We start from the raw sequence: 24,736 nt of genomic DNA, 5'->3' as shown, positions 1-24,736 counted from the left end.
GGCCCGGGAAAAGTCTTATTTATATGTAACGATGAAACACGATGCAAAATCAGTGCCCCGGCGGAAGAGCCGCCCGGCCGGGTACCCCCTGTCGCCCGATACTCCCATATACCGCACCACGTGCCCCTATTGCGGAGCGGATATATACTACACGCTCGAGATGAAACACGAAAAGAAACTCATTTGTTTGTCGTGCCTAAAGGATGTCCCTAATCCGCACTACGACCCGTCCGACCCGCGGTGCCTGCGGCGGGCATTGCGCACCGGCATCTCGGTATTTATATGTGTGGCGGCATGTATTGTCGCTGCCTGGCTGGTGTGGCGGTATGCCTTGCCGGTCTAGAAGATTCAGGGCGTTTTGAAAGATGGGGCAAAAAGGATCGCGGGTATCGTGTGGAACGGCGCCCTCGAGGATGTACAGTTGTGCAAACTATCGAATATCTTTCATCAATTCTGTAAAATCCAATTTTATCAATTCCCATATTTTTCCTCTTAAACAGATGGGATCGATGTCCTCGTCAGCGGAAGTGAAATTCGTTAAATTGGCAATAATTTGATTCCTGTCATGTGTGTATTCATATCGTTTTTTGTGCAAATCCAACATTTCAGTGATGGAATAACTATTTAAGAGCTCATGAAGGTCCCAAAAATCTTTTTTTCGTCCTGAACGAGAGATAACATCTATTTTCATTGCCACCACATCGTCTAAGCTCGCTATACGGATTCCGTCTATTCTATCGCAGATATCCGTCATTTCATCATGATAATACAGGTCGACCTTTATATTTTCATTCTCTGATTTTCCTACATAATATGAACGCCCGAATCCGACAATATTTGTTCTGTCAGTGGAATAATAATAAGGATAGTGTTCGTGAAAAAAATTCTCAAAGGCTGAGAAATCCAAACTGCCATAAGGGGCAGCGGTAAATAAATCGATATCCATAGAAATTCGATGTCCTAAACGTAAAGCCAATGAAGTTCCTCCCACCAGATAAAAAGGATCGAATAAAGGAATGCTCATCAACTCGTTGAGGGTTTTCTTTAACAAAGGAGTTACCGTTTCGTAATGAAGTTGACCGTTCATCGGATTCTTGTTTATTTGGTTGTTAAATTGTAGAATCGATGAATCTCTTCTATTTCGTCCTTATTTCCTCTTTCCAAAACCCTTTTAATAACAGCTTTCTGATGTTTGCCCCAATTGATTTTGTTAAAGTCTGCATCCCAGAAAAGAGACTTGCGGATGCGGGGTGGTTCGGCATATATTCGGGAAAATTCATTGTCTTTATATTGACGGATGTTGTGGTACGTTTGCAGAATGGCAAGAAAACCCTCTTTATAACCCAAGGCTTGTTCTATTTTTAGCGCTTGTAGTACGGTCAGGTTGCGCCTTCCCGCGATAATAGCATTCATGGTTTTATACGGAATATCCGTTTGCTCGGATAAAACTTGTCGGGTGAGGCCTTTTTTCTTCAGTTCCCGCTCAATCAGCTTTCCGGGGTGAATACCTTTTAATATATCAACTTGGCTATCCATAACGCGAACTTTTGTACAAAGATAATATCAAGTAACCGATTTTCCTCTGTCTGCGTTGAACAAATTTTCGAGTAATCGAGGGAAAGGTTCGAAGCAGCACCTTCTATCCATTCAAAAACCCCTTGTCCGCATGCGGCAGACAAGGGGGAGAAATGTATGTACAGGAATAGGAAAATTTATCTCCTCCTATTTACCATTCACTACTCACTATTTACCATTTACTTCACTGCTTTTTCCACTTCTTTTACGGCGTCGTTCACACCGTCTTTTAGTTTTTTCCAACCCTTTTCGGCACCCGTTTTGGCGTCGCGATAGGTTTGGTTCACGTCTTTCTTCGCCTGTTCCCAGTTTTCCTGTGTGCTGTTTTGCAGGTCATCTACCTTTGCCTGGTAGTTGTCGCGGCTCTTTTCGAGGTCGGCGATAGCGTTGTCGTACGATTTTTTGGCGTCGGCCGAAAGTTCGTTCGTCTTTGCGTTCGCTTCAGCTTTGAGCTCATCGATACGGCGGTTCAACTTGTCGAGTTCGTTATTCGCTTCCTGCACCGCCTGGTCTTTTTGTGCATAATCGTAGACGGTAAAGTCCGTTGTCCCATCGGGAGTCGTTACTTCAATTTTCACTTGCTCCTTCGATTCCTGTTTTTTACTGTTGTTGCACGATGCCAGCGTTCCCACGGCAATAAAAGCCGCTACCAGAAGCCACGTGCTGTTTTGAAATAAAATCTTTTTCATACTTTTTGTTTTTTTATTCATTAAACGTATAGGATATATAACAATGCCTCTGCGAGATATGTTCATGAACTATGAACTATGAACTATGAACTATGAACTATGAACTATGAGGTATGAAGGATTATTATAATTTATTCGGCATCTATTGGACAGAATCGGTGTAGGGTTATTATCTTTGTAAGAATTTGAACATGATGTGATATGGCTACGATTATTATAGAAGAAAACAGCGCACAGGCAAAGCAACTTATCGAGTATGTTAAGACATTGCCTTATGCAATGGTTCTTGAAGAAAAAAAGAAGAGTTTCAAGGACGCTGCTGAAGAATGCAATGCCGTTCCGGTGAGCAAATTTATTGGTGAATTGCACCGTCAAATCGATGAGTATTTCACTGGGAATGCGTGAAGTTATTATTTCAGATATTGTTATGGGTAAGATATCTGAATTGAGGATATACCTTGTCTGAGATCTCAAATTGTCTCCGGAAGCAGCTCATAAAAGGACGGATCGGATAGAACGTTTTTTATTGTCTTTAGCAAGTCGGGCAGATTATTCTTTGTGCCGTTTTAAGAAATGGAAATTACGAGGATACCGATGTGCTGTCTTCGAGAAGAATTGGGTTTTTGCATACGAAATTTTTGAAGAAGGCATTATTGTTAGAGATATGTCGCATACTTCATTATTAAAAGGATGGAAGTAGTTTGCGGATAGAAAAACCGTATGAAACCAACGTGGATGTCGTTTTTATAGTTTATTAACTTGTTCTTATACCTAACGAATCATTAAAACCGCTATATTTGCTTCGTCTTTATACAAAAGACTTGTTGTCAGCAGACAGAGTCGTTGTAGAAAGAACTCCCCTGCGTTTCACCACAGCCGAATCCTTTCCTGTTTCATAGAATCTATTCCGTCTCGCTGATTAAATGATTGGCGCCATGCTTTGTGCATTCTTCCCTCTCGAAAGTCGGGAGGATGTCTTTGCGGGCAGTATGTTGGGCGGAAACAAGCGTGTTTCCGGGACACTGGACAGAGTTTTGCCGTAAAAAGCTCTTTTCATGATGAACAAATTGATAGAGGTTGGATGAGATTGCAAGTATGGGGCATTATCGACGGCAGGGTTGCTCCTGTTCGGCAGAAAGAGGGTTACCGCGAATACATCGTTTCTCCAAAACGGCGGTTTGGCGCTTTCTTCAAAAGAATGTTTCTCCAAAACGGCAGTTTGGCATTTTCTTCAGAAGAATATTTCTTCAAAACGGCGGTTTGGTGGTTTCTTCAAAAGAATATTTCTCCAAAACGATGGTTTGGTGGTTTCTTCAAAAGAATATTTCTCCAAAACGATGGTTTGGCATTTTCTTCAAAAGAATATTTCTCCAAAACGATGGTTTGGTGGTTTCTTCAAAAGAATATTTCTTCAAAACGACGGTTTGGTGGTTTCTTCAAAAGAATATTTCTTCAAAACGACGGTTTGGTGATTTCTTCAAAAGAATATTTCTTCAAAACGGCAGTTTGGCGCTTTCTTCAAAAGAATATCCTTTCAAATACCTGTTTTGGGACCTTCCGGAGCACAATTCTCTTTATCCTTCGTTTTCCGGAGATGCTGCCGGCCGGCGGTATACCGTAAAAAACGGTTTTCTTTCAACCTTTCTTAAAATGAATCTGCTTATGCAGAAAACAAGTGTGTTATACTAAGAATCTGTTTAAATTTCTTTCGCGACTCAAAAAGAATTATTTTTTAGCAGTGTTCTTTCTCGTTTTGGCGATAATAGCGGGCTATTTGAACCAAATAAGAGGAAGAAGAATACAAAAAAGAAACTTTTTGAAAGCGAAGAATCGTTTCATTACAGCCTTTCGTAAGAAATTTAAACAGTTTCTAAGAAACAGTTTTTAAAAATTTATTGACAAATGAAATTGTATCCCTTGAATGTTTATCGACTTGACAACGAGGATGTCTTCGCGTTGTCTAAAACGACTGTGGAAATTGCCGACGGCAAGAAAACGCTTTTTGACGCTACGTCTCAGGCAGGACTGGTGAAGTTAACGAAAAATACGAATCAATTGGCCGACCAGTTGAATATTACACAAGCTCACCAATATACCGAACAGCTTAGGGTATTGGATTATGAATGCGACCGTATTTACGGCGAAGTGAAGAATACGCTCCGCACGGAGGAGAATAGCCTTGTCGATACGGATAAAGCTGCAAAAGCGCGCACGTTCATAGAGTTTTTACAACCTTATTGGAATGCAAACAAGCTTCCGATGAATACCCAAAGTAAGTTGTTGGGCGAAATGTTCGGCAAATATACGGCTGCCAAAGAGCCGGAAACTCCACCTGCGGGAGACGCCGGAACAACTGCCGTCAACGACTTGCAGGCTTTGGCTGCCGATCTCGGCATTGACAAGGGCCTCAATGTTCTTCAACCTAAAAATGAAGAGATGGGGCAGGTGTGGAAGCAACGCAATGACATGCTCGGTGATATCGAAGAGAATGACTCGGCTTCTAAATTGAGCCACGAAACGGGAAAGTGCTACAACCGCTTTTGCTCGGCACTTGTAACACAACAGGAGTTTGTTCCCAATGAGGAGTTGGCGGCTTTGTTGAGCGACCTCGACCGCTTGAGGGTAAAATATGCGACAATCGTAGCCGCAAAAGAAACAGCCGCGAAAAAGAAAAAAGAAGAAGAGAAAAAATGAGCCGGAAAGGGGTGATGATTCCGGGGGGTGTTCCAAAAGTTGTTAGTAAACGAGTAGAAGTCATGGATTGTAACTTAAAAAGAATCATTCCTGTTTTTACTTTTGAGACAACCCCTTCCGCGATTTTATCAAGTCCGAAGCCGTCCGGCAGTTCGATAACGACTACGATGTATTCTATCCCTATGTTAAGAACAGGGAAGTGGAGAAAGGGAAAACATTCCGTTCGGTGCTTGCAGCATATTTCGACACGGAGGAAGAACTTGTTCAAATCGAGAACGCCCTTCCGTTGTTGAATATCTATGTGCCCGATCTGTCGATATTTTCCGGTATCAATATTAATGCCCGCACATGGGATACGGCGGAAGAAGTGCCCGTGGCCTATTCCGACCGGAATGACGGAACGGTACTATTTTTCAATGGCGATTCGGTACAGGGCCTCGCGAGGGATGAGGTTCCGGGATTCCCCTTGCTGCTCGTCAAAGGAAACGAACGCCTGCATAAGAAAAGTTCCCTGACAAGAGGTGCGGATGCCGGTTATGGCGATTATGCGTTTATCGATCCCGCCTTTGACGGTTCCCTTCCCAAAGAAATCGACGGGTATTTAATTTACCGCGTATGAATTGTCGCACAGATAAATTTTTGGTATTAAAAAAACAGGCACTATATTTGTACTCTATAATATACTTTAGTTATCACGATATGAAAGTTATCAGTTCGGCGGAATTACGCAACAATATGAGAAAATATCTGGATAGTGCAAGAACGGAAACCGTGGTTATCCGAAGAGGCAGGAATGAAACGTTTGTTTTGACGAGGCAAGAAGATTTGCCGGAAGACTTTCATAGAGGAATTACGAAAGATGAGTTAATGAAAGGAATTGAACAGGATTTAAGGAAAATATACGGTAAATGAAAGTCCTGTTTTTGCCTGAAGTTAGGAATTATTTTGAAGAATTGTCAGTAATTCTCTATCAAAAGGAATAGAAATACATCATGGTATGTATTCTTCAATATCTATCATATAAAAGAAGATACGGTGTTTTCGTCAGATATGTAAGCAATAACCATTTGATTGCTCAATATTTGTAATATTGTGAGTCAAAAGTTCGATCATATTCTACCCGTCAAACGGTCCTTCCCGCCATTTGACGGGTATTTAATTTACCGCGTAAATCCCCAATCTCCAACCTCCAACCTCTAATCTCCATCCACCATCCTCTATTCCACCATCTTCAAAAACGTTTCTTCGTCGATCAGTTGAATCCCCAGCTTGGAAGCCTTTTCGAGTTTGGCCGGGCCCATGTTGGCGCCGGCAAGGATGTAGTCCGTCTTTTTCGACACCGACCCGCTGTTTTTACCGCCGTGTTGCAAGATGAGAGCCTTATATTCGTCGCGCGAATGCACGGCGAACGTGCCGCTGATGACGAATGTCTTCCCTTGCAGCTTGTCGCTTTTGCCGGCCAGCGCCTCGGCGCTCAGCGCGAATTGGAGTCCGTGCGCGTGCAAACGTTCCACAAATGCGCGGTGCTCCGGCGCTCGCAAATAGTCGTAGACGCTTTGCGCGATACGGCCGCCGATTTCATCCACCGCCGTGAGTTGTTCCACCGTAGCCTGCGCCAACCGTTCGATGTCGGGGAAAGCCAGCGCCAGCGTGCGCGCCACCGTTTCGCCCACATAACGGATGCCCAGTGCGAAAAGCACTCTTTCGTACGGCACCGAGCGCGACGTCCGGATGCTTTCGAGCAGGTTGTTGGCACTTGTTTCGCCCCATCGTTCCAGCGAAGCCAGATCCTCGAAGCGCAGTTCATACAAGTCGGCGGCGTCGCGAATCAATCCTTTGTCGTAGAGGAAAGCGATTGTTTCGGGCCCGATGGTGATATTCATCGCCTTGCGCGTAACGAAATGTTCGATGCGCCCTTTGATTTGCGTGGGACAGCCTTCGGTGTTGGGACAATAATAAGCCGCCTCGTCCTCGTTGCGCACCAGGGGCGTGCCGCAATCGGGGCAATGCGTGGCGAAGGCGATCTTTTCTCCCCGCCGGCTTCCGTCCACTTGCTCCACGCCCGTAATCTTGGGGATGATCTCTCCGCCTTTTTCCACATACACCCGGTCGCCCGCATGCAGGTCGAGGGCGAGGATGGCATCCTCGTTGTACAGCGACGCGCGCTTGACGGTGGTGCCCGACAGTTGTACCGGCTCCAGATTGGCAACCGGCGTCACGGCGCCCGTGCGCCCCACCTGATACGATACCGACAGCAGCGTCGTCAACGCCTTTTCGGCATTGAACTTATAAGCGATGCTCCAACGCGGGAACTTCGACGTGCTGCCTAAGTTGCGTTGCTGCCGTAGCGAATCGACTTTGAGTACCACGCCGTCGGTAGCCACCGGCAAGTGCTTGCGTTCCGTGTCCCAATACTTTAAAAAGGCGAAGACCTCTTCGCGCGAACGGCATCGTTTTATATGAGAAGAGATGCGCAATCCCCATTGCCGCGCGCGTTGCAGATTGTCGTAGTGACTGTCGCCCGGCAGCTCCGGGCCCAGCAGGAAATACATATACGAGTCGAGCTTGCGCGAGGCCACGATGCGCGGGTCTTGCAGCTTCAGCGTGCCGGAGGCGGCGTTGCGGGGATTGGCGAACAGGGGTTCCTCTTGTTCCTCGCGTTCTTTATTGAGCGCTTCGAACACCTGCCAAGGCATGATGATTTCGCCGCGAATTTCAATGTAATCAGGCACATCGTCGCCCTTCAGCACCAGCGGTATGCTGCGGATGGTGCGCACGTTGGCGGTCACGTCGTCGCCCTGCTTGCCGTCGCCTCGGGTGATGGCCTGTACCAGGCGTTTGTGCTCGTATATCAATGAGATGGAAGTGCCGTCGTATTTCAACTCGCAAACCATTTCGAATTCCTCGTTGAGGGCGCGTTGCACCCGGTTGTAGAAGTCGGCGATTTCGCCTTCGGAATAAGTGTTTTGCAGCGATAGCATGGGATAGCGATGTTTCACCTGCGCAAAATCTTTGTTGATGTCGCTTCCCACGCGCATCGAGGGCGAATTAGGATCGGCATATTCGGGATGTTCCTTTTCCAACTCGACCAGCTTGCGCATCATCGCATCGAATTCGCCATCCGTGATGACCGGTTGCGACAACACGTAGTAGTTGTAATTATGCTCGTGCAACTGCCGCCGCAACGATTCAATTTCGGTTTTCTCCGGCGAATTACCCTCGGGTGTATTAGCGGGTTGGGTATCCTCTTGTTTGAAAAGATTCATCATTCCATCATTCATACCTCATAGTTCATAGCTCATAGCTCATAGCTCATACCTCATACCTCATAGTTCATAGTTCATACCTCATACCTCATCATTCATACCTCATTTAAACAACCTCTTCCATGGGAAAATCAACCCCTTATGGACGGATTCGTTCAGCGTTCCGATATTGGCCGATACGGTAAGCATCTGCTGGAATAACAATTTCCCTTCCGTGAAATGCAGGTTACAGTTGAAGCGCGCGTTCACCCGGTCGGACTCGATAATCCGCACATACCATTCGTTTTCGAGATAAAACCGGCTCTGCAAAAACGGGGTTCCCCAATACAAATCACCGCCGAACCTGTCGAACAGTTTCATACGCGGGGCGCCGGCATAGAGCAGGTTTTTCGTTCCGAGGCCGCAATACTCGATATCGCCTCGCGCAATAAATCCCACGGGCTTGTGAAGCAAGGGCATTTCGCTTCGCCGGTCGCGTTCGTATCCGATGAGCGTGCCGGCAGCCAGCGTGGCGGCGAGTCCTTTTCGGTTTTCGATTTGCACGCCTGCCGAAGCTTGCAGTTGCAGGTTTTCGCTCACGCCCACCCCTTTCGTTGGCGGGCGCGTATTGGAATAATGGAACATATACGATTGGAAGTCGGCGAAGAAGATGCCTTTCGATGCTTTTCCCGACAGCCCCACAAAAAAGTGTTCGCGTTTGTCGGGCGTCGCGTAGCCGGTGCGGTCGAACCAAGCCGTGGCATACGTCCGTTCGTCGCCCAAGCGCACGAATACCCCCTGTATAAGCGGAATGAAATGATTGACCGAATCCTTGAAAAAGAAATTATTATAGTCGCCCAACACCTCTTTGCGCGGAAACGCCCCTGCCCGGAAAAGTATTTTCGGAGCCTTATATTGGTAGTACATGGTGACGTCCACTTTGTCCAGCGCCTTATCCATCCCCGGTATTTTCAGCAGGTTGACGCCGGCGTTCACCGAGTGTCGTCCATCCCACACAATACGTCCGAGTGGATTCAGCCACACGCCGTTCATCGTTTCCGAATCGATATACGACGATCCGTCGTATTCGGTATTGTCGAAGAAATAATCCACCCCCACGTTCCACCGGTATTGTTGCGCCAAAACCGTATGCAAACATCCGAGAGCGATCATCGTAAGTACTAATTTTCGTTTCATCGTGATTGTTTTTTCAATGCGTAAAGATAGTTATTTTTGATAAATTCCGTTTTATTCGATTTTGTTATCGCCGGTCTTTATATGCACGACCCTCGGCTCGAGGCGTTTGGCCTCTTCCAAAGGGAGTAAGGCGTAACTCATGATGATGACGATGTCGCCCACATGCGCCAGGCGGGCTGCCGCGCCATTGAGGCAGATCGTGCCCGAGCCCCGTTCGCCTCGGATGATATACGTCTCGAACCGCGCGCCGTTATTGTTGTTGACGACCGATACTTTTTCGTTGACGAACATCCCCGCCGCATCGATCAGATCTTCATCGATCGTGATGCTCCCTTCGTAGTTCAGATTCGCATCCGTTACGGTCGCCCGGTGTATTTTTGATTTTAAAACTTCTACCAACATTCTTTTTTTCTTGCTTTTATCTATTTTTATTCAAGTTTCGCAAGTTATTTCGCCTGAAAGTTTACAGTTTACAGTTAGTGTTTACTGCATACTGTTTACTTCTTACTTCTTACTCCTAACTGTTCTTAGTTTGTAGTTTGTAGTTTGTAATTCGTAATTTGCAATTTGTAATTCGTAATTCGTAATTTGTAATTTCTTAAGTTCCTTGCGAAACTTGAGTTTTTACAGGATGATGATTCCCCGCATCTCCAATCTCCAGCCTCTATCCTCCAACCTCCAACCTCTAATCACTAACCTCCAGTCTCTATATTTTATTTATACCGGATATTATCGATCAGCCTTACGTCATTGCAATAGACCGTCACGCAACCCACGATGCTTTCCGCCGTCCGCCAATCGTCCACCGGTTGAAGCGTGTGCGCATCCACAATTTCGTAGTATTCAACGTGTAACCCGTCGATATTGTTTATCGTCTCCGTGACAAACCGTGTGGCTTCGGCAGGTGTCTTTTCAGGATAGAACGACAAGCTCCGCCTCAGCGTGCGGTAGATGCCCGCCGCCCGGGCGCGTTCTTCGTCCGACAGTCGTGCATTACGGCTGCTCAAAGCCAGCCCGCTTTCTTCGCGGACAATCGGCACGCCGGCAATTTCCACCGGAAGCGCAAGTTGCCGGACCATCTCTTTGATGATAACCATCTGTTGGAAATCTTTTTCGCCGAAATAAGCCTTATCCGGCTCCACCGTTATCAGCAGTTTGCTGACAATCTGCGCCACGCCGTTGAAATGCCCCGGCCGGAACGCTCCTTCCATCACCTCGCCGAGCGGGCCGAAATCGAACTGCCGCGTGTCGGGTTCGGGATACATCTCTTCCACCGGCGGGGCGAATACGATGTCTGCGCCGATATGTTCGAGCAAGGCTACGTCCGCATCGAGGGTGCGCGGATAAAGCCGCAAATCTTCTTGATTATTGAATTGGGTGGGGTTGACGAAATCGCTCACCACCGTCACGTCGTTGTCGCCGACGCTTTGCTTTACCAGCGCGGCATGCCCTTCGTGCAACGCTCCCATGGTAGGTACCAGCCCGATGCTCTTGCCCTGCTCCCGTGCGTGCGAAAGCTCGCCTTGTAAATCGGATATTTTTGTTATGACTTTCATCCTGTTTGTTGTTTCCGACTGCAAAGCAACAAAATATTTATCACATAGCGAAAGCCGCGAGGTAAAAAATACGGCAAACCGGGGGTTTCGCTCCAAGCAATGCTCCCGGGAATGACTACTATTATTTTTATTATTAATCGATTACAAAAAACAGGCCGGAATATTTTGTATTTATGCGGATTTTTTTTATTATCTTTGTGCTCAATTTACAACAATTGTTCCCATGGCGCAGAAGAAAATTTTATACATTACGCAAGAAATTTACCCTTATTTAGAAGAATCCACTATATCGAATATATCCCGCTATTTACCGCAGGCTATTCAGGAAAGAGGAAGGGAAATACGCACGTTCATGCCGAAGTACGGGACGATTAACGAGCGTCGCAACCAACTGCACGAAGTCATCCGTTTATCGGGAATGAATCTGATCATCGACGATTCCGATCATTCCCTCATAATCAAGGTGGCCTCTATCCAGGCGGCACGCATGCAAGTCTATTTCATCGACAACGAAGATTTCTTCCAGCAAAAGGAACTGTTTGTCGATGCAAACGGCGAGGAATACGACGACAACGGCGAGCGGAGCATCTTTTTTGTACGGGGTGTCATGGAAACGATTAAAAAACTTCGCTGGATACCCGATATCATTCACTGCCACGGATGGTTTACCGCTTTGGCGCCTTTGTATATCAAACGGGGATATGCCGATGATCCCTGCTTCAGCAACGCGAAGGTGGTTTATTCGGTATACGATGATGTGTTCACCAAATCGTTCCACGATAGTTTTGCCGATAAGCTCCGTTTCGATACCATCGGCGATTCCGAAATCGATTTGGTTAAGGCCCGGGGCGAAATGGACTTTGTGAATCTGACCAAATTAGCCGTCGATTATTCCGACGGGGTCATTCAAGGCGTTCCCGCTATCGATAAACGCATCAAGGCCTATGTGAAGGAAAAGCAAATACCGTTTCTTCCGTATAAAGCGGATTTTGACCAGAGCGTCGAAGAAATCGATGCTTTCTACGATAAGATAGGGTAGTGGCTTCACTTATAAAATCTTAATGGAAAGGGCGTATGTTTCTATGAAATACAAATATGTTTAAAATTTGAAAGAAACAGACGGAACAGTTTTCCTATCCGGTTATTTTTTCGGATATTTGCGCGGTTAAAACATATATTTTTGAAACAATGAAAGTTCCCTCACTGATATACAAAGCGGTTTGCATCTCTTTTTTCGTGATGCTCGCCTTTGCTTGTAACGATAATCTCGAAAAAATAGGCTTTAGCATTCAGCCTGATGGCGAAGGGCTTGCGATGAATGTCGATACCCTCACTTTGTCGGCTGAAACGGTTCAGGTCGATTCGATTTTCTCCCGCACAAAATATCCGGTGTTGGGCGAATATGTCGACCCGGTGTTCGGGTCCATCAAATCCGATTATATGGGAGAATTTTATCTTCCGGAAGGCATCGGTTTTCACGATGACGTGCGGGCGATCGATTCCGTCCGCTTGTTGGTTTCGTATACGTCGATCATCGGAGACTCGTTGTCGCCCATGCAGGTATTGGTATACGGCTTGAATAAACAACTCCCGAATAACAATTATACGAATGTCTCTCCGGATGAGTATTATCAGTCGCCGGAATTGGGCTCCGCAACCTTTACCGGAAAGAATGCCGTGTATCGCAAAGAAGCGTATTACACGTCGGCGTACACTGTCGATACGATGTTGATTTATGAAATCGGGGTGAAATTGCCGTTGGAGTTAGGTGAAAAATTCCTCACCGAATATAAAAAGACAGGGCATGGGAGCTTTTCCGATGCTGATAGTTTCCGCAAGTTCTTCCCCGGAGTATATGTGACAACCGGTTTCGGCAGCAGTACCATCCTCAATGTGAGTCTCTCTTCGTTGTATGTGCACTATAAGTATAACGATCCGAAAGGTTCTTCGCAGAAAACCGATACGATTCGCAGTACTGCTTTGCAGTTGAATATTACCCCGGAAGTGGCTCAGGTCAATACGGTTGAGAATAACAATGAGCAGTTGCTTGCTCCCGGTTCCGCGCATTCTTATATCAAAAGTCCTGCAGGAGTATATACCAAATTAAAATTCCCTTTCTCCGATATACACTCGCGTTTAGGTGAAGGGCAATCGATAAATCTGGCCGCGCTTACCTTATATGCTGATCCGGAAGTCTATGAAGATGCGGCCGTCAAGCTGAGTCCGCCTTCTTATCTGTTGTTGATTCATAAAGATTCGTTACAAGGCTTCTTCGAGGAAGGAAAGATGCCCGATAACCGAACCGGTTTTCTTTCCGCAGCATTCAATGCGACGACCTATTCGTATAGTTTCAATAATATATCGGCGTTAGTCAATTATTATAACGAACAAAACAATTACAAGGCGTTTGATTTGGAATATTATCTTATTCCCGTAGATGTTACTACCCAAACGAATAGTCGTACAGGACAAGTTGAAGTGACGAGTGTCTCCAATCAGATGATGCCGACAGCCGTACGGCTCGATAAACAACCGGAGAATATGAAGCTCGAAATGATTTTCAGTAAGTTCTGAAAAAAGAAGATACAAATAAAATTTCAGATAATCGTTTCATGCGGTGAAGTCGATCTTTTTTAATCTACCGCTGTGCGAATCACTAAAATATTCTTTTGAAAGAGGAACAAGGATCATTAAAACAGCAGTCCTTGTTCTTCTTGACGTTTACGTCCTAAATGACGATAAGCCAAGTCGGTTGCTTCGCGGCCTCGGGGCGTTCGTTTAATAAATCCTTCCTTAATCAGGAAAGGTTCGTAAACCTCTTCGATTGTTCCGGCATCATCACCTACCGCGGTGGCGATGGTGGTAATGCCTACCGGTCCGCCGTTGAATTTGTCGATGATGGTCAGTAGGATTTTGTTGTCTATTTCGTCCAATCCATGAACGTCGATATTCAATGCTTCCAGGGCATACGATGCGATGGCGTGATCGATCTTACCCGTGCCTTTGATTTGCGCAAAGTCACGCACCCGTCGCAAAAGGGCATTCGCAACGCGAGGCGTGCCGCGGCTACGGGAAGCGATTTCTTCGGCGGCCCGGCGGTCGCAGCCGATTTTTAAAATGCCGGCCGACCGTAATACAATGCCCGTAAGCGTTTCCATATCATAATATTCCAAGTGCATATTGATGCCGAAACGCGCGCGCAAGGGGCTGGTGAGCAATCCGCTGCGCGTTGTCGCCCCGATCAGGGTGAACGGGTTCAAGTCAATCTGGATGGAACGTGCGCTGGGGCCTTTATCGATGAGGATATCGATACGGTAATCTTCCATCGCACTATATAGATATTCTTCTACCACCGGGGCTAACCGGTGTATTTCGTCGATGAACAATACATCGTTCGCTTCGAGGGAGGTCAGGATACCGGCCAAGTCGCCCGGCTTATCCAACACCGGTCCGGAAGTCACCCTGAACCCGACGCCCAACTCATTGGCGATAATGTTGGAAAGCGTGGTCTTTCCCAGCCCGGGAGGGCCGTGCAATAACACATGATCGAGCGATTCGCCCCGTAAGCGGGCGGCACGGACGAATATATTGAGGTTCTCGACGATCTTCTCCTGACCGTTGAAGCTGGCAAAAGTGAGCGGGCGCAATGCATTCTCAAATTCCCGTTCGGGTTCTTGAAAATGGCGGTTGCTATGTATATCAAAGGTTTCTTCCATATCTATTGTTTGCAAAAATAGCGAATAATCCTGACTTGCAGAAAAAAGAGTTTTGAATTATGAGTTATGAATGGATTTTCTCTGTCTCCCGCACTTTTTGTCTTCCACTATCGGCGTTAGCCATTATCACGCGTAGCGCGTGTATCGCCGCAGGCATTATCATCTCCTTCTCCCCGTCCCCCGGTCTCCTTGTCCCAAAAGTCTCTTTGTCATTTTTTTCCCGTCGCACCATCGAGCGTGCGGATATTTCTTTTTAATCCTTCGAACTTAGCCCGTTTTACCGGCGATTTTTTAAAGATACGCTGATAATCTTCTACATTCATTTCCAGCAGTTTGTCGGCGTCGAGCGATAAAAATTCATCCGACGGATTAAACTCAGGGGTATGGTGGGGCGTTGCAAAACGGTTCCAAGGGCATACCTTCTGGCAGATATCGCAACCGTAGACATTATTATGCAGGCAAGGCGCAAGTTCTTTATCGATTTCGCCTTTGTTCTCGATGGTTTGATACGAAATGCACCGTTTGGCATTGATGCGGTAAGGCGCTTCAATGGCTTGCGTGGGACAGGCATCCATGCACCGGCGGCACTTACCGCACGAGCGGGTTAACGGGGCATCGTATTCGAGTTCCAGGTTGAGAATCAGTTCGCCTAAAAAGAAATACGAACCTTTGCGGGGAATGATTAGGAGACTGTTTTTTCCCACAAACCCCAATCCGGATTGCGCCGCCCAATAGCGTTCCAACACCGGCGCCGAGTCGCTGAAATAACGGCCTTCCGCTTCCGGTGCACGCTGCTTGATAAAATCGAACAGCCGTTTCAATTTGTCGCGCAGGACGTCGTGATAATCTTGTCCGTAAGCATAATAGGCGAATTGCGGCACGTTGTCGGGTAACGTGCGTTGCGGATAATAATTCAGGGCGACGCAGATGACCGATTTCGCTCCTTCTATCAACAACCGAGGGTCGAGCCGCTTATCGATATTCCGTTCCAGATATCCCATGTCGGCATGGCATTCGTCGGCGAGCCAACGCATGTACTCGGCTTCACGGCCGCTGTCCTCGGCCCGGCAGATACCGCAGGCATCAAACCCCAGCGCAAACGCTTGTTGTTTTATTTCTTCAGAGAATGTCATCAACTTATCTACCAAACATCAAACAGTTTTAATTGCGAACTCAACGATTTGTTATTTACCCCGTCCCCGGATACTCCCCTTACGCCTTACGTTAAGGGGGAGAGCGAGAGGATGCGGCTACTGCAACAGTCCTCTTGACTTAAAACGGGCGAAGGCGATAACCCGGAGGGGGTAAAAATAAGTTCAAAGATACACGATTCTCTCTTCTTTGGGGCGACAGATAAGAAAAAGTTGCTTATTTTTGCAAAACGAAAACCGGTCAATATGGCAGATTCTGCGTTAAAGAAAAAGACGATCTCTTCGCTTTTGTGGAGTTTCCTCGATAAATTCGGGCAGCAACTGCTCAATTTTGTGAGCATGCTGGTGCTGATGAATATCGTCTCTACGGAGGATTACGGATTGATCGGCTCGCTCAGTGTCTTCATGGCTTTTATCCCGATCCTCATCGATAGCGGTTTCGGACGGGCGTTGATTAACCGGAAAGATGTCGGCGAAGAAGAATACAGTTCGGTATTTTATTTTAATGTCGGACTGAGTGTTCTCTTATATGCCGTACTCTTTTTTGCTGCCCCGGCCATTGCATCGCTTTTTAACGCTCCCTTGCTGTCCGCCGTGTCGCGTGTCTTATTTTTAGGAATTGTTTTCAATGCTTTTCGGACGGTCCAATATACTCGCCTTACAAAAAAAGCCGACTTCAAAGGGTTGACCAAGACCAATATGTGGGCCTTGCTCGTCGCCAATATCGTGGCTATAACGATGGCGCTGTTGCATTACGGGGTGTGGGCGTTGGTTGTTCAGCAGATGTTATACGCTTTTTTACGGACCGTGTTTTTGTGGATTTATTCGCCCTGGCGACCGTCCCGCAGTTTCGAGAAGAAAGCCCTGCAATCCCTTTTCGGATTCAGTAACAAATTATTGCTGACGTCCATTATCCAGTCGGTCGTCAACAATATCTATCCCAGTTTGATTGCGGTGTTTTATCCGATGAACCAGGTGGCTTTCTTCGATCGGGCAAAAAAGTATCAGGAGATCCCTTTCACGATGTTGTCCGACACGTTTCGGTCGGTATCGGTGCTGATTCTTTCGGAAATCAACGACCAAACCGAACGACTGAAACGGGTGGTGAGTAAAATGATGAAATCAATAGCCTTTCTTTCATTTCCCATCGGCTTTGTGATGATTGTCGTTGCCGAACCCACTTTCTTTCTCTTCTTCAGAGAGAAATGGCTCGCATCGGTTCCGTATTTCCAGGTGTTGACATTGGGCGGGATGTTTTTTCCGTTTACCTTTATTTTCAACGAACTGTTTATCGCGCGCGAACGGTCGGATTTCTTTTTAGGGCTCGAAGTGGTGAAAGGCGTGGTGCTGTTGATGTTAATCGTCTTGTTTTTTCGGGAAGGTATCATGGGATTGGCTGCCAGTTGGGTGGTCTACGTACTCATTATCCTTATTATTTCGTCGGTTATGGCCAAAAAGGCGGTCTCATATACTCCCGGCCGCTTTGTATGCGATATTCTGCCGTATATGCTGGTGGCGTTCGTTTGTGCCGCCGCATCCTATTGGATTACCCGTCCCGTCGAAAACAATCTCCTTTATATTTTGGCAAATGCGGTCTTGACCGGCTTCGCGTATTTGTTTATATGCCGCCTTCTTAAGCTGGAGATGAGCGAAGAAATCAAACACTGGTTCGATTCGAAAAAAAAGCGCTCCGCTTAAAGTCATTCCCGGCCCCGGGCAACCGTTATCCGAGATGTTTTTTCAGATTCGCTTCTTTCTGGCGTTCATCCAAAAGATTTTGCAGGGCTTCGTGATTGTCCGGCTTCGCAGTCATCTCTTGAATCATCTCTTTAAAAGAAAGGCTCTGTAAATGGCGGATCGTGTCGACGTTCGGTATTCGTTTTTCGATCAGCAGCCGGTACAAGCTGCTCTTCTCGTTCATGAAGAGAGGCTTCCCGGCCGCCAGGAACGCGAATATATTTCCCGCCGCCTGACTGCGGATGTGATTCATGACGACGAAGTCGACCCGCTCGAAAAGGGCGTAATAGTTGTCGCGGTCGAGAAACTCCAGCAACGGGCGGAAACGGTTGCCGAACAACGCGTGTCCTTTACGGATGACATCGGTGGTGTATTTCGAATCGACCGGCTCGCCATAGCTCAGCGGGCAAATGATTTCGATGTTTTCGTTTTGCAATCCGGACAGCGCGTCCAATGCTTCGAAATGGTTGTTTTCGATGGTGGCGGAATTGCCCAGCCATATCGTTAGCGGCTTTTCCCCGCCGGAGGGGGCGGTGCGGACGGTGCCGGAAGCGATGGACTGTGTCCCTACGCCGTAAAAGAAATAGACAAACGCGGCCCCGAACCCCGGGTAACGTTCTTCGACCCACCGGTAATCGATTTCGCTCCAATGGAAAAACAGATCGAGGCGGTGCATCACCTTCTTTTTTGTCCGCCATTCGGCCGGGGCATGCAGCCGCCGATAGATATGGCGCAGGCGCATGAGCGCATTCTTCAGTTTGCCGTGATGGGCGAAAGGCTGAAACTTTCCTTTCTTATACTTCCGGAAGAACGCATAACTTTGCGGCTCCAGAATATCTTTGTCAAACAGATACAGCGGGGTGGCGACCAAATCGCCCATCCAACAGAAGATGCCCGTCGTGATGTGCGGAGGAAGCGCAAGAAGGATGCGGTACACGCGGCGGTCGAGCCAATGGATGAACACCCGGTCGTTATCGGACAGCGATGCGGCAATATGGTCGAACCAATACCGCTCCACCGATTTGACGTAGGTGATCAGCGGCGAACGGGTATAGCGCGGTTCGGGCGTATATAACGACACGAGGTAGGTATTGTTTCCGGGCGCAGCGCGTTCGGCGTCGGCTATAAAGTCGTCGATAAATTTCTCGTCGATCATTAAATGATAGTTCATGACGTGCGGATGTTGAATGAAACGAATGCTACCCGTTTGTAACGGGATTGTTTTTGATGACGGCGGGTACTCCGGCTACCGTCACGTGGTCGGGGACATCTTTGGTAACCACGGCTCCGGCAGCAATCTTTACATGCTTGCCCACGGTGAGGTTGGGTAGGACGATGGCTCCGCCGCCGACGTGCGTGTAGTCCCCGATGTGGCAATGGCCCAGGAGCACAGCCCCGGGCGATATTTCCACAAAATCGCCTGCCGTGACATCGTGGGTGATAATACTGTTGTAATACACAATGCAGGCTTTCCCGATGGATGCCCCGTTTGAGATTTTAGCGCCCGAGAGGATATTGCATCCTTCGCCCACCGCGGCGCTGAAACTACCTATTTCGGCCTGGCGGCTAATCGTGGCCGTACACTGTCCGCCCCATCCCGTAAAGAGGTCATACATCTTTTTTCTGAGTAACGGATTCCCGATGCCGATCGTAAAACGCGGGTCGGTTTCGGCGAAATACTTCCTCACCGACGCTTCGTTGCGTAAGACGGGGAAGCGGCCGTACAAAATCGCCGGCATATCGGGACTGATATCATCGTAAAAAGCCAGATTCTCCAGCTCGCCGTTTTGGGCGGCTATCTCGAGCAACTCTTTCGCAAATCCTTTGGCGCCGATAATAATCATCTTGCATTTTCTTTAATCACATCGCAAGTCCTTTTCACATCCTGCGGGTCGAGGTCATGATAGATGGGCAGGCAGATAACGCTGTCGGCCAAGCGGTGGGCATTGGGTAAATTGTCCTTTGCCGCCGATGGGAGCCCTTTGTATGTCGGGAACTCGCTGATCAGCGGGTAAAAATACCGCCGTCCGTAAATGTTTCGTTCCTGCAATCTGGTGTAGAGCGTGTCGCGCGACATGCCGTAGGCCGCCGCATCGACGAAGACCGGGAAGTAGGAATAATTGGGCTGCACGCCTGGCTGGCGGTCGAAGAACGAGATGCCGGTGACGTCCGCTAACTGCTCGCGATAGAGCGTGTCGAGGAGTTGCCGTTTTTCGATGGCCCCGCCCACATATTTCAGTTCGAGTAACCCGTAGGCGGCGCGTACCTCATCCATTTTGCCGTTGATTCCCGGCGCCACGACGGTTGTTTCGCCCGCAAATCCGAAGTTTTTCAGATAATCGATGCGCTGCTTTGTTTTAGGGTCGTGGCAAATCAAAGCGCCACCCTCGATGGTGTTGTATGTTTTGGTGGCATGGAAGCTGAGCGTGCTCAAGTCGCCGGCCTTTAGTATCGATTGGCCGTTGACGGTGACGGCGAAAGCATGGGCGGCATCATAAATGACTTTCAGCCCGTAAATATCGGCGATGCGTTGAATCCTTTCCGTATCGCAGGGGGTGCCGTAGACATGTACGGGCATGATGGCCGTCGTTTTGGGGGTGATGGCTGCCTCGATGCGCTCCGGGTCGATGTTTCCCGTCTGCGGGTCGATATCTACGAATACCGGGCGGATGTCGTTCCACCAAAGCGAGTGCGTCGTGGCGACGAAACTGTAGGGGGTGGTGATGACTTCGCCGGTAATACGCAGGGCTTGCAGTGAGGCGATGAGGGGGAGCGTGCCATTGGTGAAGAGGCTGATATAAGGCACGTGCAGATATTCGCATAGCGCCTTTTCGAGCTCTTGATGATAATGCCCGTTATTGGTAATCCATTTCCGCCGCCATATATCCTCGAGATAGGGGATGAATTCTTCCAGCGGAGGCAACAACGGTGACGTGACCGTTATTTTTTTAGTGTCTTGTTGACGTTGCATTGGAACGAAAAATTAGTAACGGTTCAAAGGTACTAAAATTAGTTTTTCTTTTTCCAAAAAAGGAAGAAAGAATGGAATAATAGTCCGGTATCGGTTGTGTGATGCGGTGTGTTCCGTGCCGGGCGTGAGGGAAAAGGCGTTTATACCGCGTTTTCTTCGAAAAAAGTCTTTTCGCTCATTGCAAAAGCCCTTTTTCTAACATAAGTAAATCGTCGCGTGCCTTTTTATAAAGTCCTGCTTACAAGAAGTGCCGTCGCATCCTCCGAAAGCCCTTTCTCTGACACAAGTAAAGCGATGCATGACTTTATGCAACATCTTGTGAACAGAATGTTCTTCCGCACGGTACGACATGCCTGGCTTGCCCGGATATCGCTTCACTTTTTCCCGGCTGTCTTCCGGAAATCAGGGATACGGTGAAAAGTAAGGAAGTTGGCATCGTGATTGTTGTTGGCGCCCCCTTCCGCATCCTCGTAAGCCGTGCGCGAAAGGAAAATGATATCGTCGCCTTCGAAGAGCCAATCGATATATTGGAAGCCGTGCTTTTCCACATCGGGATGTTCGAGGATGATGGGCCCGACCGTCCATTTCCGCAAGTCTTTCGAGTGGCATAACGCCAGACGATTGCGCACGCCGGCGGGATGGCGGTCTTTGTTTTCGGGCGAAAGAACGTTCGTCAGCGTCCAATATTTTTTCGATTTCGCATCATAGCGGATGGTGAACTTTTTGCTTCCTCCGGGGAATGGGACGAATCCCGTTTCGGGATCGAACGAAGCGGTCGTGCCGTCTTTCGATATCTGTACGATGGCGGCTTGTTCCGAGGTGCCTGCCGGGATATCGACGCGCAAAATATCCACCATATTTCCGTGAGGATCGACAACGGCATTGCCTTCCAGCCATGCCCGGAAATTTCCGTTTAAATAAGTCGAGTCGAACGGCAGGAAATTCGTTTTCCGCCAACTGTCGGCCTGAAGCAAATCGGTATCGACGGGCGCCGACACCATCATGGCGCTGTACCGCTTTCCCCAATCGGAAGTAGAGGCGGTGGCATACTCTACGGCGCGCCAGATTCGGCCGTTATGGATGACCATCGGCATGGGCGCCGTATGGTATTCGCCTTCGAGGATAAGCCCGTTCGATTTCAGATAGGGTGTCGTCCAACTGCGGCCGCCATCGCGCGATTGTCGGATAATGAGGTTGCCGTGATGCTTATTCGTTCCCATCAGATAGAGTGCGCCGTGGTGAAAGAACAAATTCGACCAGAACTGTCCGTCAATTTGCGCAATCTTTGTCCATGTAGCGCCTTTGTCTTTCGACTCAAACACGAGCGTCTGAGCCGACCGGTATTCCGACGAGCGCGGGCCGAACTCATCGTGCGAAGCGATATAGGCGCCGTCGGGCAGTACGCACAACGACGGCGAGCCGATGTATCGTCCGGTTTCCTTACCGATATGATTCACAACGATTCCGGGAGGTGTGCCGGCGGAGATTTGGGCGTTGCTCGCCGTCAGGGTGAGCAGGCCACAAACAATGAAAAGGGGGATTCTAAATAGGTTCATGTTTCGATGTATGAAGTATGAAGTATGAAGTAAGAAGTATGATGTCTAATGTCTAATGTCTCCGGTCATCGGTCGCCTGTCTTGATTGAAACCGCTCAATCATTTCCATGCATAAGCGGCCGTTATGGTAAGGACATTTCCAGAACCCGGCTTTATCATCCTTGCAGTTGATGCTCCCGTCGGCAAGGCGGCTCCAATACCATTCTCCGTGCTGCGGGTCGATGAGCTGCGTGCGGATATATCGCCAGGCACCGGCGGCTGCGTCCTTATAGCGGCTTTCGCCGGAATTAGCGTAAGCGGTCATGAATCCGACGACCGCCTCGGCCTGCACCCACCAGTGCCGCTCACGGTCTTCATGATTCCCGTCTTTTTCGTACAGTAAGCTTCCGTCGGACTGTAAGCCTTCCGTCGCCGCCTCGGCTATTTCCAGCGACCGTTGCCGTATCGGTTCCATAAGCGTGGTGTCGCTTAATACTTCGGCGGCTTCGTAAAGAAGCCAAGAACATTCGATATCGTGACCATACGATATGACCGACGATTTTACCTGCCATGCTTCATCGAAAAACAAACTCAAGTGATGAGTGCGCCGGTCGAGAATCTTTTGCGTAAACAAGTCGATGAGCCGGCGCTGCGCCGTTGCCAGTTCGTCGTTTTTCCACACACGCAGCAGGTTGGTGTAGGGTTCCAGGATATGCAAGTGCGTGTTCATGCTCTTCTTCTCGTTGGCATCTTTATCGCTCAGGCGCATATCGTCTATCGGTTGCCAGTCGCGGGTAAACGCCTCGAAATAGCCCCCGTGCTGCCGGTCGCGATAATCTTCTATCCAATGAAAACAATCGACGGCGCGTTGCAAGGCTTGCGAATCGCCCGTAGCGCGGTAAAATTCCGAAAAACCATAGAGCATAAACCCCTGCACGTACGTTTGTTTTTTGGTGTTTACGGGGTTCCCCTGGTAATCCAGTTCCCAGTAAGCGCCGCCGTATTCCTTGTCGATGAAATGCCGGACGATATAGTCAAAGGCGCGTTGCGCCGTGCGGCGGTATTTCTCGTTTTTCAACAAGCGGTAGGCGGCCGAAAAGGTCCATAATATACGCGCGTTGAGGATGGCGCCTTTGTTTGCCTGACGATGCAGCACGTCGTGTCCGTCGATGCGGCCGTAAAAGCCGCCGTGCTCGTTGTCGATCATTTTCTCCGACCAGAAGGGCAGGATATTTTCCGTCAGTTCCTTTTTAAATCCGTTCATCGGTTGATTTGTTTCTTCTTATTTCCAACTCCGCCGTAATCTCTTTCAATTTATTTTCCGTCAGCGGATAAAAATAGATAAAGACTACCGAAAGAAGCGTCCCTACGGCCGGGAATATGCTCATGAACATTTTGATGCCGCTGATGACCGAGGCGTTTTGCACCTGATTGGCTTCGAAGCCGAAGTAAGCCAGCAACCATCCCGTCATAGCCGTTCCGATGGCCCATCCCAATTTCTGGCTCATGGAAGACGAACTGAATATCAATCCGGTTGCCCGGTTGCCGGTCTTAACTTCGGAATAATCGGCGCAGTCGGCATACATCGACCAAAGCAACGGAAAGATACTTCCCGCACAGATGCTTATCAACACCTGAAGCGTAAAGATGAGGGTGATATCGTTGCTGTCGAGGCTGTAAAAGAGGATGCTCAAGACGGTGGCGAGCGCCATGGCGCTCATATAGGTGTAGCGTTTACCGATTCGGTTACTGATCGGCGCGGCGAGAATCACACCCAGTATGTTTGCCGCTTGTCCCAAGGCCAAATAGAGTCCGCTCAGCACGAAGGGTATATTTAGCAATCGAATGGTGCCGAAAGCATCCTCATCGACAAAATATTTAAAATAATAAATCGTTGCACCGTCGCGGATAGAATTAAAGATGAGCGCCGAGACACCCGCACCCAGCAGGATCCACCACGGCCGGTTTTTGATCAGGTCTTTTAAGTCGTCGATCAACGGCGCCTGCTTTTCCTTAATCGGCTTCACCCGTTCGTTGGTCAGGGCGAAACAAAGGAGGAACAAAAGAGCGCAGGCAATCCCGATGACGACAACGGCCATAAACCATCCGTGTTGTTGGTCTTCTATCGCTTTACTGTTTCCGCTGAAATAGTTGACCATCGGCATAAACATCAACAGCGTGACAAAGCTTCCGATATAAGCGAAAGTCATGCGGAAGGTCGAGAGCACGTTCCGGTCTTTCGGATCCGGGCTCATTACCCCCAACAACGAGGCGTAAGGCACATTGATGCCGGAATAAACAATCATCATCAACGAGTAGGTGACGTAGGCGTAAACGGCCTTACCGGAAGAAGAGAACGCGGGAGTGAAAAAAGTGAAGATACCGATTACCGCGAAAGGAATCGCTAAAAACAGCAGATAGGGACGGAATTTTCCCCAGCGCGTTTGTGTGCGGTCGGCTACCACGCCCACCACCGGGTCGAAAAACGAGTCCCACACGCGGGTGATGAGAAACATCGTACCCACGGCTGCCGCTTCCATCCCGAACACATCCGTATAGAAAAACAGCAAGTACATCCCGAACAGTTTCCAGAACATCGACGATGCCGCGTCGCCGAAACCATATCCTATCTTCTCTTTCAATTTTATCATATTATTTGTCTCCAGTCTC

24 protein-coding genes are annotated in these 24,736 nt (G+C 48.3%); 9 read left to right on the top strand and 15 right to left on the bottom strand.

The window, feature by feature from the left end:
• The first annotated feature begins 31 nt into the window (after positions 1–31).
• Entirely contained in the window at positions 32–343 is a 312-nt protein-coding gene (locus ABNK31_RS15460; protein WP_418893344.1) for a hypothetical protein, read from the top strand.
• An 87-nt stretch (positions 344–430) separates the two neighbouring features.
• On the opposite strand, the gene ABNK31_RS15455 is transcribed toward ABNK31_RS15460, so the two are convergent.
• The 3 genes from ABNK31_RS15455 to ABNK31_RS15445 all read right to left on the bottom strand — a co-directional run bounded on the left by ABNK31_RS15455 (position 431) and on the right by ABNK31_RS15445 (position 2,264).
• The gene (locus tag ABNK31_RS15455; RefSeq protein WP_418893343.1) at positions 431–1,087 is read right to left on the bottom strand and encodes a nucleotidyl transferase AbiEii/AbiGii toxin family protein; all 657 of its coding nucleotides are present in this window, start codon (positions 1,085–1,087) and stop codon (positions 431–433) included.
• Positions 1,088–1,098: 11 nt separating this feature from the next.
• The gene (locus tag ABNK31_RS15450) at positions 1,099–1,536 is read right to left on the bottom strand and encodes a helix-turn-helix transcriptional regulator (protein WP_418893342.1); all 438 of its coding nucleotides are present in this window, start codon (positions 1,534–1,536) and stop codon (positions 1,099–1,101) included.
• A gap of 218 nt (positions 1,537–1,754) precedes the next feature.
• Positions 1,755–2,264, bottom strand: coding sequence for a hypothetical protein (locus ABNK31_RS15445; protein WP_418893341.1), 510 nt, complete (start codon positions 2,262–2,264; stop codon positions 1,755–1,757).
• Positions 2,265–2,465: 201 nt separating this feature from the next.
• Between ABNK31_RS15445 and ABNK31_RS15440 the strand changes: the two genes are divergently transcribed.
• The 5 genes from ABNK31_RS15440 to ABNK31_RS15420 all read left to right on the top strand — a co-directional run bounded on the left by ABNK31_RS15440 (position 2,466) and on the right by ABNK31_RS15420 (position 5,870).
• Positions 2,466–2,669 carry a hypothetical protein gene (locus ABNK31_RS15440; RefSeq protein ID WP_321579346.1) on the top strand — a complete coding sequence of 68 codons (204 nt, stop codon included), beginning with the start codon at positions 2,466–2,468 and terminating at the stop codon, positions 2,667–2,669.
• Between the two features lie 676 nt (positions 2,670–3,345).
• Positions 3,346–3,885 (top strand): hypothetical protein, encoded by a 540-nt coding sequence (locus ABNK31_RS15435; protein ID WP_418893340.1) that lies wholly within the window; start codon positions 3,346–3,348, stop codon positions 3,883–3,885.
• A 281-nt stretch (positions 3,886–4,166) separates the two neighbouring features.
• Entirely contained in the window at positions 4,167–4,958 is a 792-nt protein-coding gene (locus tag ABNK31_RS15430) for a hypothetical protein (protein WP_418893339.1), read from the top strand.
• Positions 4,959–5,157: 199 nt separating this feature from the next.
• Entirely contained in the window at positions 5,158–5,577 is a 420-nt protein-coding gene (locus ABNK31_RS15425; protein WP_418893338.1) for a hypothetical protein, read from the top strand.
• Between the two features lie 80 nt (positions 5,578–5,657).
• A complete protein-coding gene (locus tag ABNK31_RS15420) occupies positions 5,658–5,870 on the top strand; it encodes a hypothetical protein (protein WP_418893337.1) in 213 nt (70 codons plus the stop codon).
• 305 nt (positions 5,871–6,175) lie between these two features.
• Here the strand turns inward: ABNK31_RS15420 and ligA are convergent, their stop codons facing one another.
• From ligA to panC, 4 genes are all read right to left on the bottom strand, one after another.
• A complete protein-coding gene (gene ligA, locus ABNK31_RS15415) occupies positions 6,176–8,239 on the bottom strand; it encodes an NAD-dependent DNA ligase LigA (RefSeq protein WP_418893336.1) in 2,064 nt (687 codons plus the stop codon).
• 87 nt (positions 8,240–8,326) lie between these two features.
• Positions 8,327–9,400 (bottom strand): hypothetical protein, encoded by a 1,074-nt coding sequence (locus ABNK31_RS15410; protein WP_321579337.1) that lies wholly within the window; start codon positions 9,398–9,400, stop codon positions 8,327–8,329.
• Between the two features lie 51 nt (positions 9,401–9,451).
• Entirely contained in the window at positions 9,452–9,802 is a 351-nt protein-coding gene (gene panD, locus ABNK31_RS15405; RefSeq protein WP_418893335.1) for an aspartate 1-decarboxylase, read from the bottom strand.
• 311 nt (positions 9,803–10,113) lie between these two features.
• Positions 10,114–10,956 carry a pantoate--beta-alanine ligase gene (panC, locus tag ABNK31_RS15400; protein ID WP_418893334.1) on the bottom strand — a complete coding sequence of 281 codons (843 nt, stop codon included), beginning with the start codon at positions 10,954–10,956 and terminating at the stop codon, positions 10,114–10,116.
• Positions 10,957–11,179: 223 nt separating this feature from the next.
• Here panC and ABNK31_RS15395 point away from each other — a divergent pair, with 223 nt between their 5' ends.
• Together ABNK31_RS15395 and ABNK31_RS15390 are read left to right on the top strand one after the other, a co-directional pair.
• On the top strand, positions 11,180–11,995 hold the full coding sequence (locus tag ABNK31_RS15395; protein ID WP_418893333.1) for a glycogen/starch synthase: 816 nt from the start codon (positions 11,180–11,182) through the stop codon (positions 11,993–11,995).
• A 149-nt stretch (positions 11,996–12,144) separates the two neighbouring features.
• Complete coding sequence (locus ABNK31_RS15390) at positions 12,145–13,530, top strand: DUF4270 domain-containing protein (RefSeq protein ID WP_321578975.1); 1,386 nt, start codon at positions 12,145–12,147, stop codon at positions 13,528–13,530.
• Between the two features lie 116 nt (positions 13,531–13,646).
• Here the strand turns inward: ABNK31_RS15390 and ruvB are convergent, their stop codons facing one another.
• Positions 13,647–14,672: a Holliday junction branch migration DNA helicase RuvB gene (ruvB, locus tag ABNK31_RS15385; protein WP_418893332.1), complete on the bottom strand. Its 1,026-nt coding sequence runs from the start codon at positions 14,670–14,672 to the stop codon at positions 13,647–13,649.
• A gap of 209 nt (positions 14,673–14,881) precedes the next feature.
• The gene (gene queG, locus ABNK31_RS15380) at positions 14,882–15,805 is read right to left on the bottom strand and encodes a tRNA epoxyqueuosine(34) reductase QueG (protein WP_418895421.1); all 924 of its coding nucleotides are present in this window, start codon (positions 15,803–15,805) and stop codon (positions 14,882–14,884) included.
• Positions 15,806–16,069: 264 nt separating this feature from the next.
• Here queG and ABNK31_RS15375 point away from each other — a divergent pair, with 264 nt between their 5' ends.
• On the top strand, positions 16,070–17,521 hold the full coding sequence (locus tag ABNK31_RS15375; protein WP_418893331.1) for a lipopolysaccharide biosynthesis protein: 1,452 nt from the start codon (positions 16,070–16,072) through the stop codon (positions 17,519–17,521).
• Positions 17,522–17,546: 25 nt separating this feature from the next.
• Here ABNK31_RS15375 and ABNK31_RS15370 read toward each other — a convergent pair whose 3' ends face one another.
• From ABNK31_RS15370 to ABNK31_RS15345, 6 genes are all read right to left on the bottom strand, one after another.
• Entirely contained in the window at positions 17,547–18,731 is a 1,185-nt protein-coding gene (locus ABNK31_RS15370; RefSeq protein WP_418893330.1) for a TDP-N-acetylfucosamine:lipid II N-acetylfucosaminyltransferase, read from the bottom strand.
• 28 nt (positions 18,732–18,759) lie between these two features.
• Complete coding sequence (locus ABNK31_RS15365; protein WP_418893329.1) at positions 18,760–19,404, bottom strand: NeuD/PglB/VioB family sugar acetyltransferase; 645 nt, start codon at positions 19,402–19,404, stop codon at positions 18,760–18,762.
• Complete coding sequence (locus tag ABNK31_RS15360) at positions 19,401–20,531, bottom strand: DegT/DnrJ/EryC1/StrS family aminotransferase (RefSeq protein WP_418893328.1); 1,131 nt, start codon at positions 20,529–20,531, stop codon at positions 19,401–19,403. Before ABNK31_RS15360 ends, ABNK31_RS15365 begins: the two co-directional genes overlap by 4 nt.
• Before the next feature lie 374 nt (positions 20,532–20,905).
• Positions 20,906–22,087 (bottom strand): sialidase family protein, encoded by a 1,182-nt coding sequence (locus tag ABNK31_RS15355; protein ID WP_418893327.1) that lies wholly within the window; start codon positions 22,085–22,087, stop codon positions 20,906–20,908.
• A gap of 52 nt (positions 22,088–22,139) precedes the next feature.
• Entirely contained in the window at positions 22,140–23,330 is a 1,191-nt protein-coding gene (locus tag ABNK31_RS15350; protein WP_418893326.1) for an AGE family epimerase/isomerase, read from the bottom strand.
• Positions 23,317–24,717: an MFS transporter gene (locus ABNK31_RS15345; RefSeq protein WP_418893325.1), complete on the bottom strand. Its 1,401-nt coding sequence runs from the start codon at positions 24,715–24,717 to the stop codon at positions 23,317–23,319. The genes ABNK31_RS15350 and ABNK31_RS15345 overlap by 14 nt, the downstream gene beginning before the upstream one ends.
• Between the last annotated feature and the right edge of the window lie 19 nt (positions 24,718–24,736).

The organism is Limibacterium fermenti (genome assembly GCF_041902845.1).
GTDB classification, from domain to species: domain Bacteria; phylum Bacteroidota; class Bacteroidia; order Bacteroidales; family Dysgonomonadaceae; genus Limibacterium; species Limibacterium fermenti.
The sequence above is the reverse complement of the archived record's forward strand: the minus strand, read 5'-3'. Positions and strand labels throughout refer to the sequence as shown.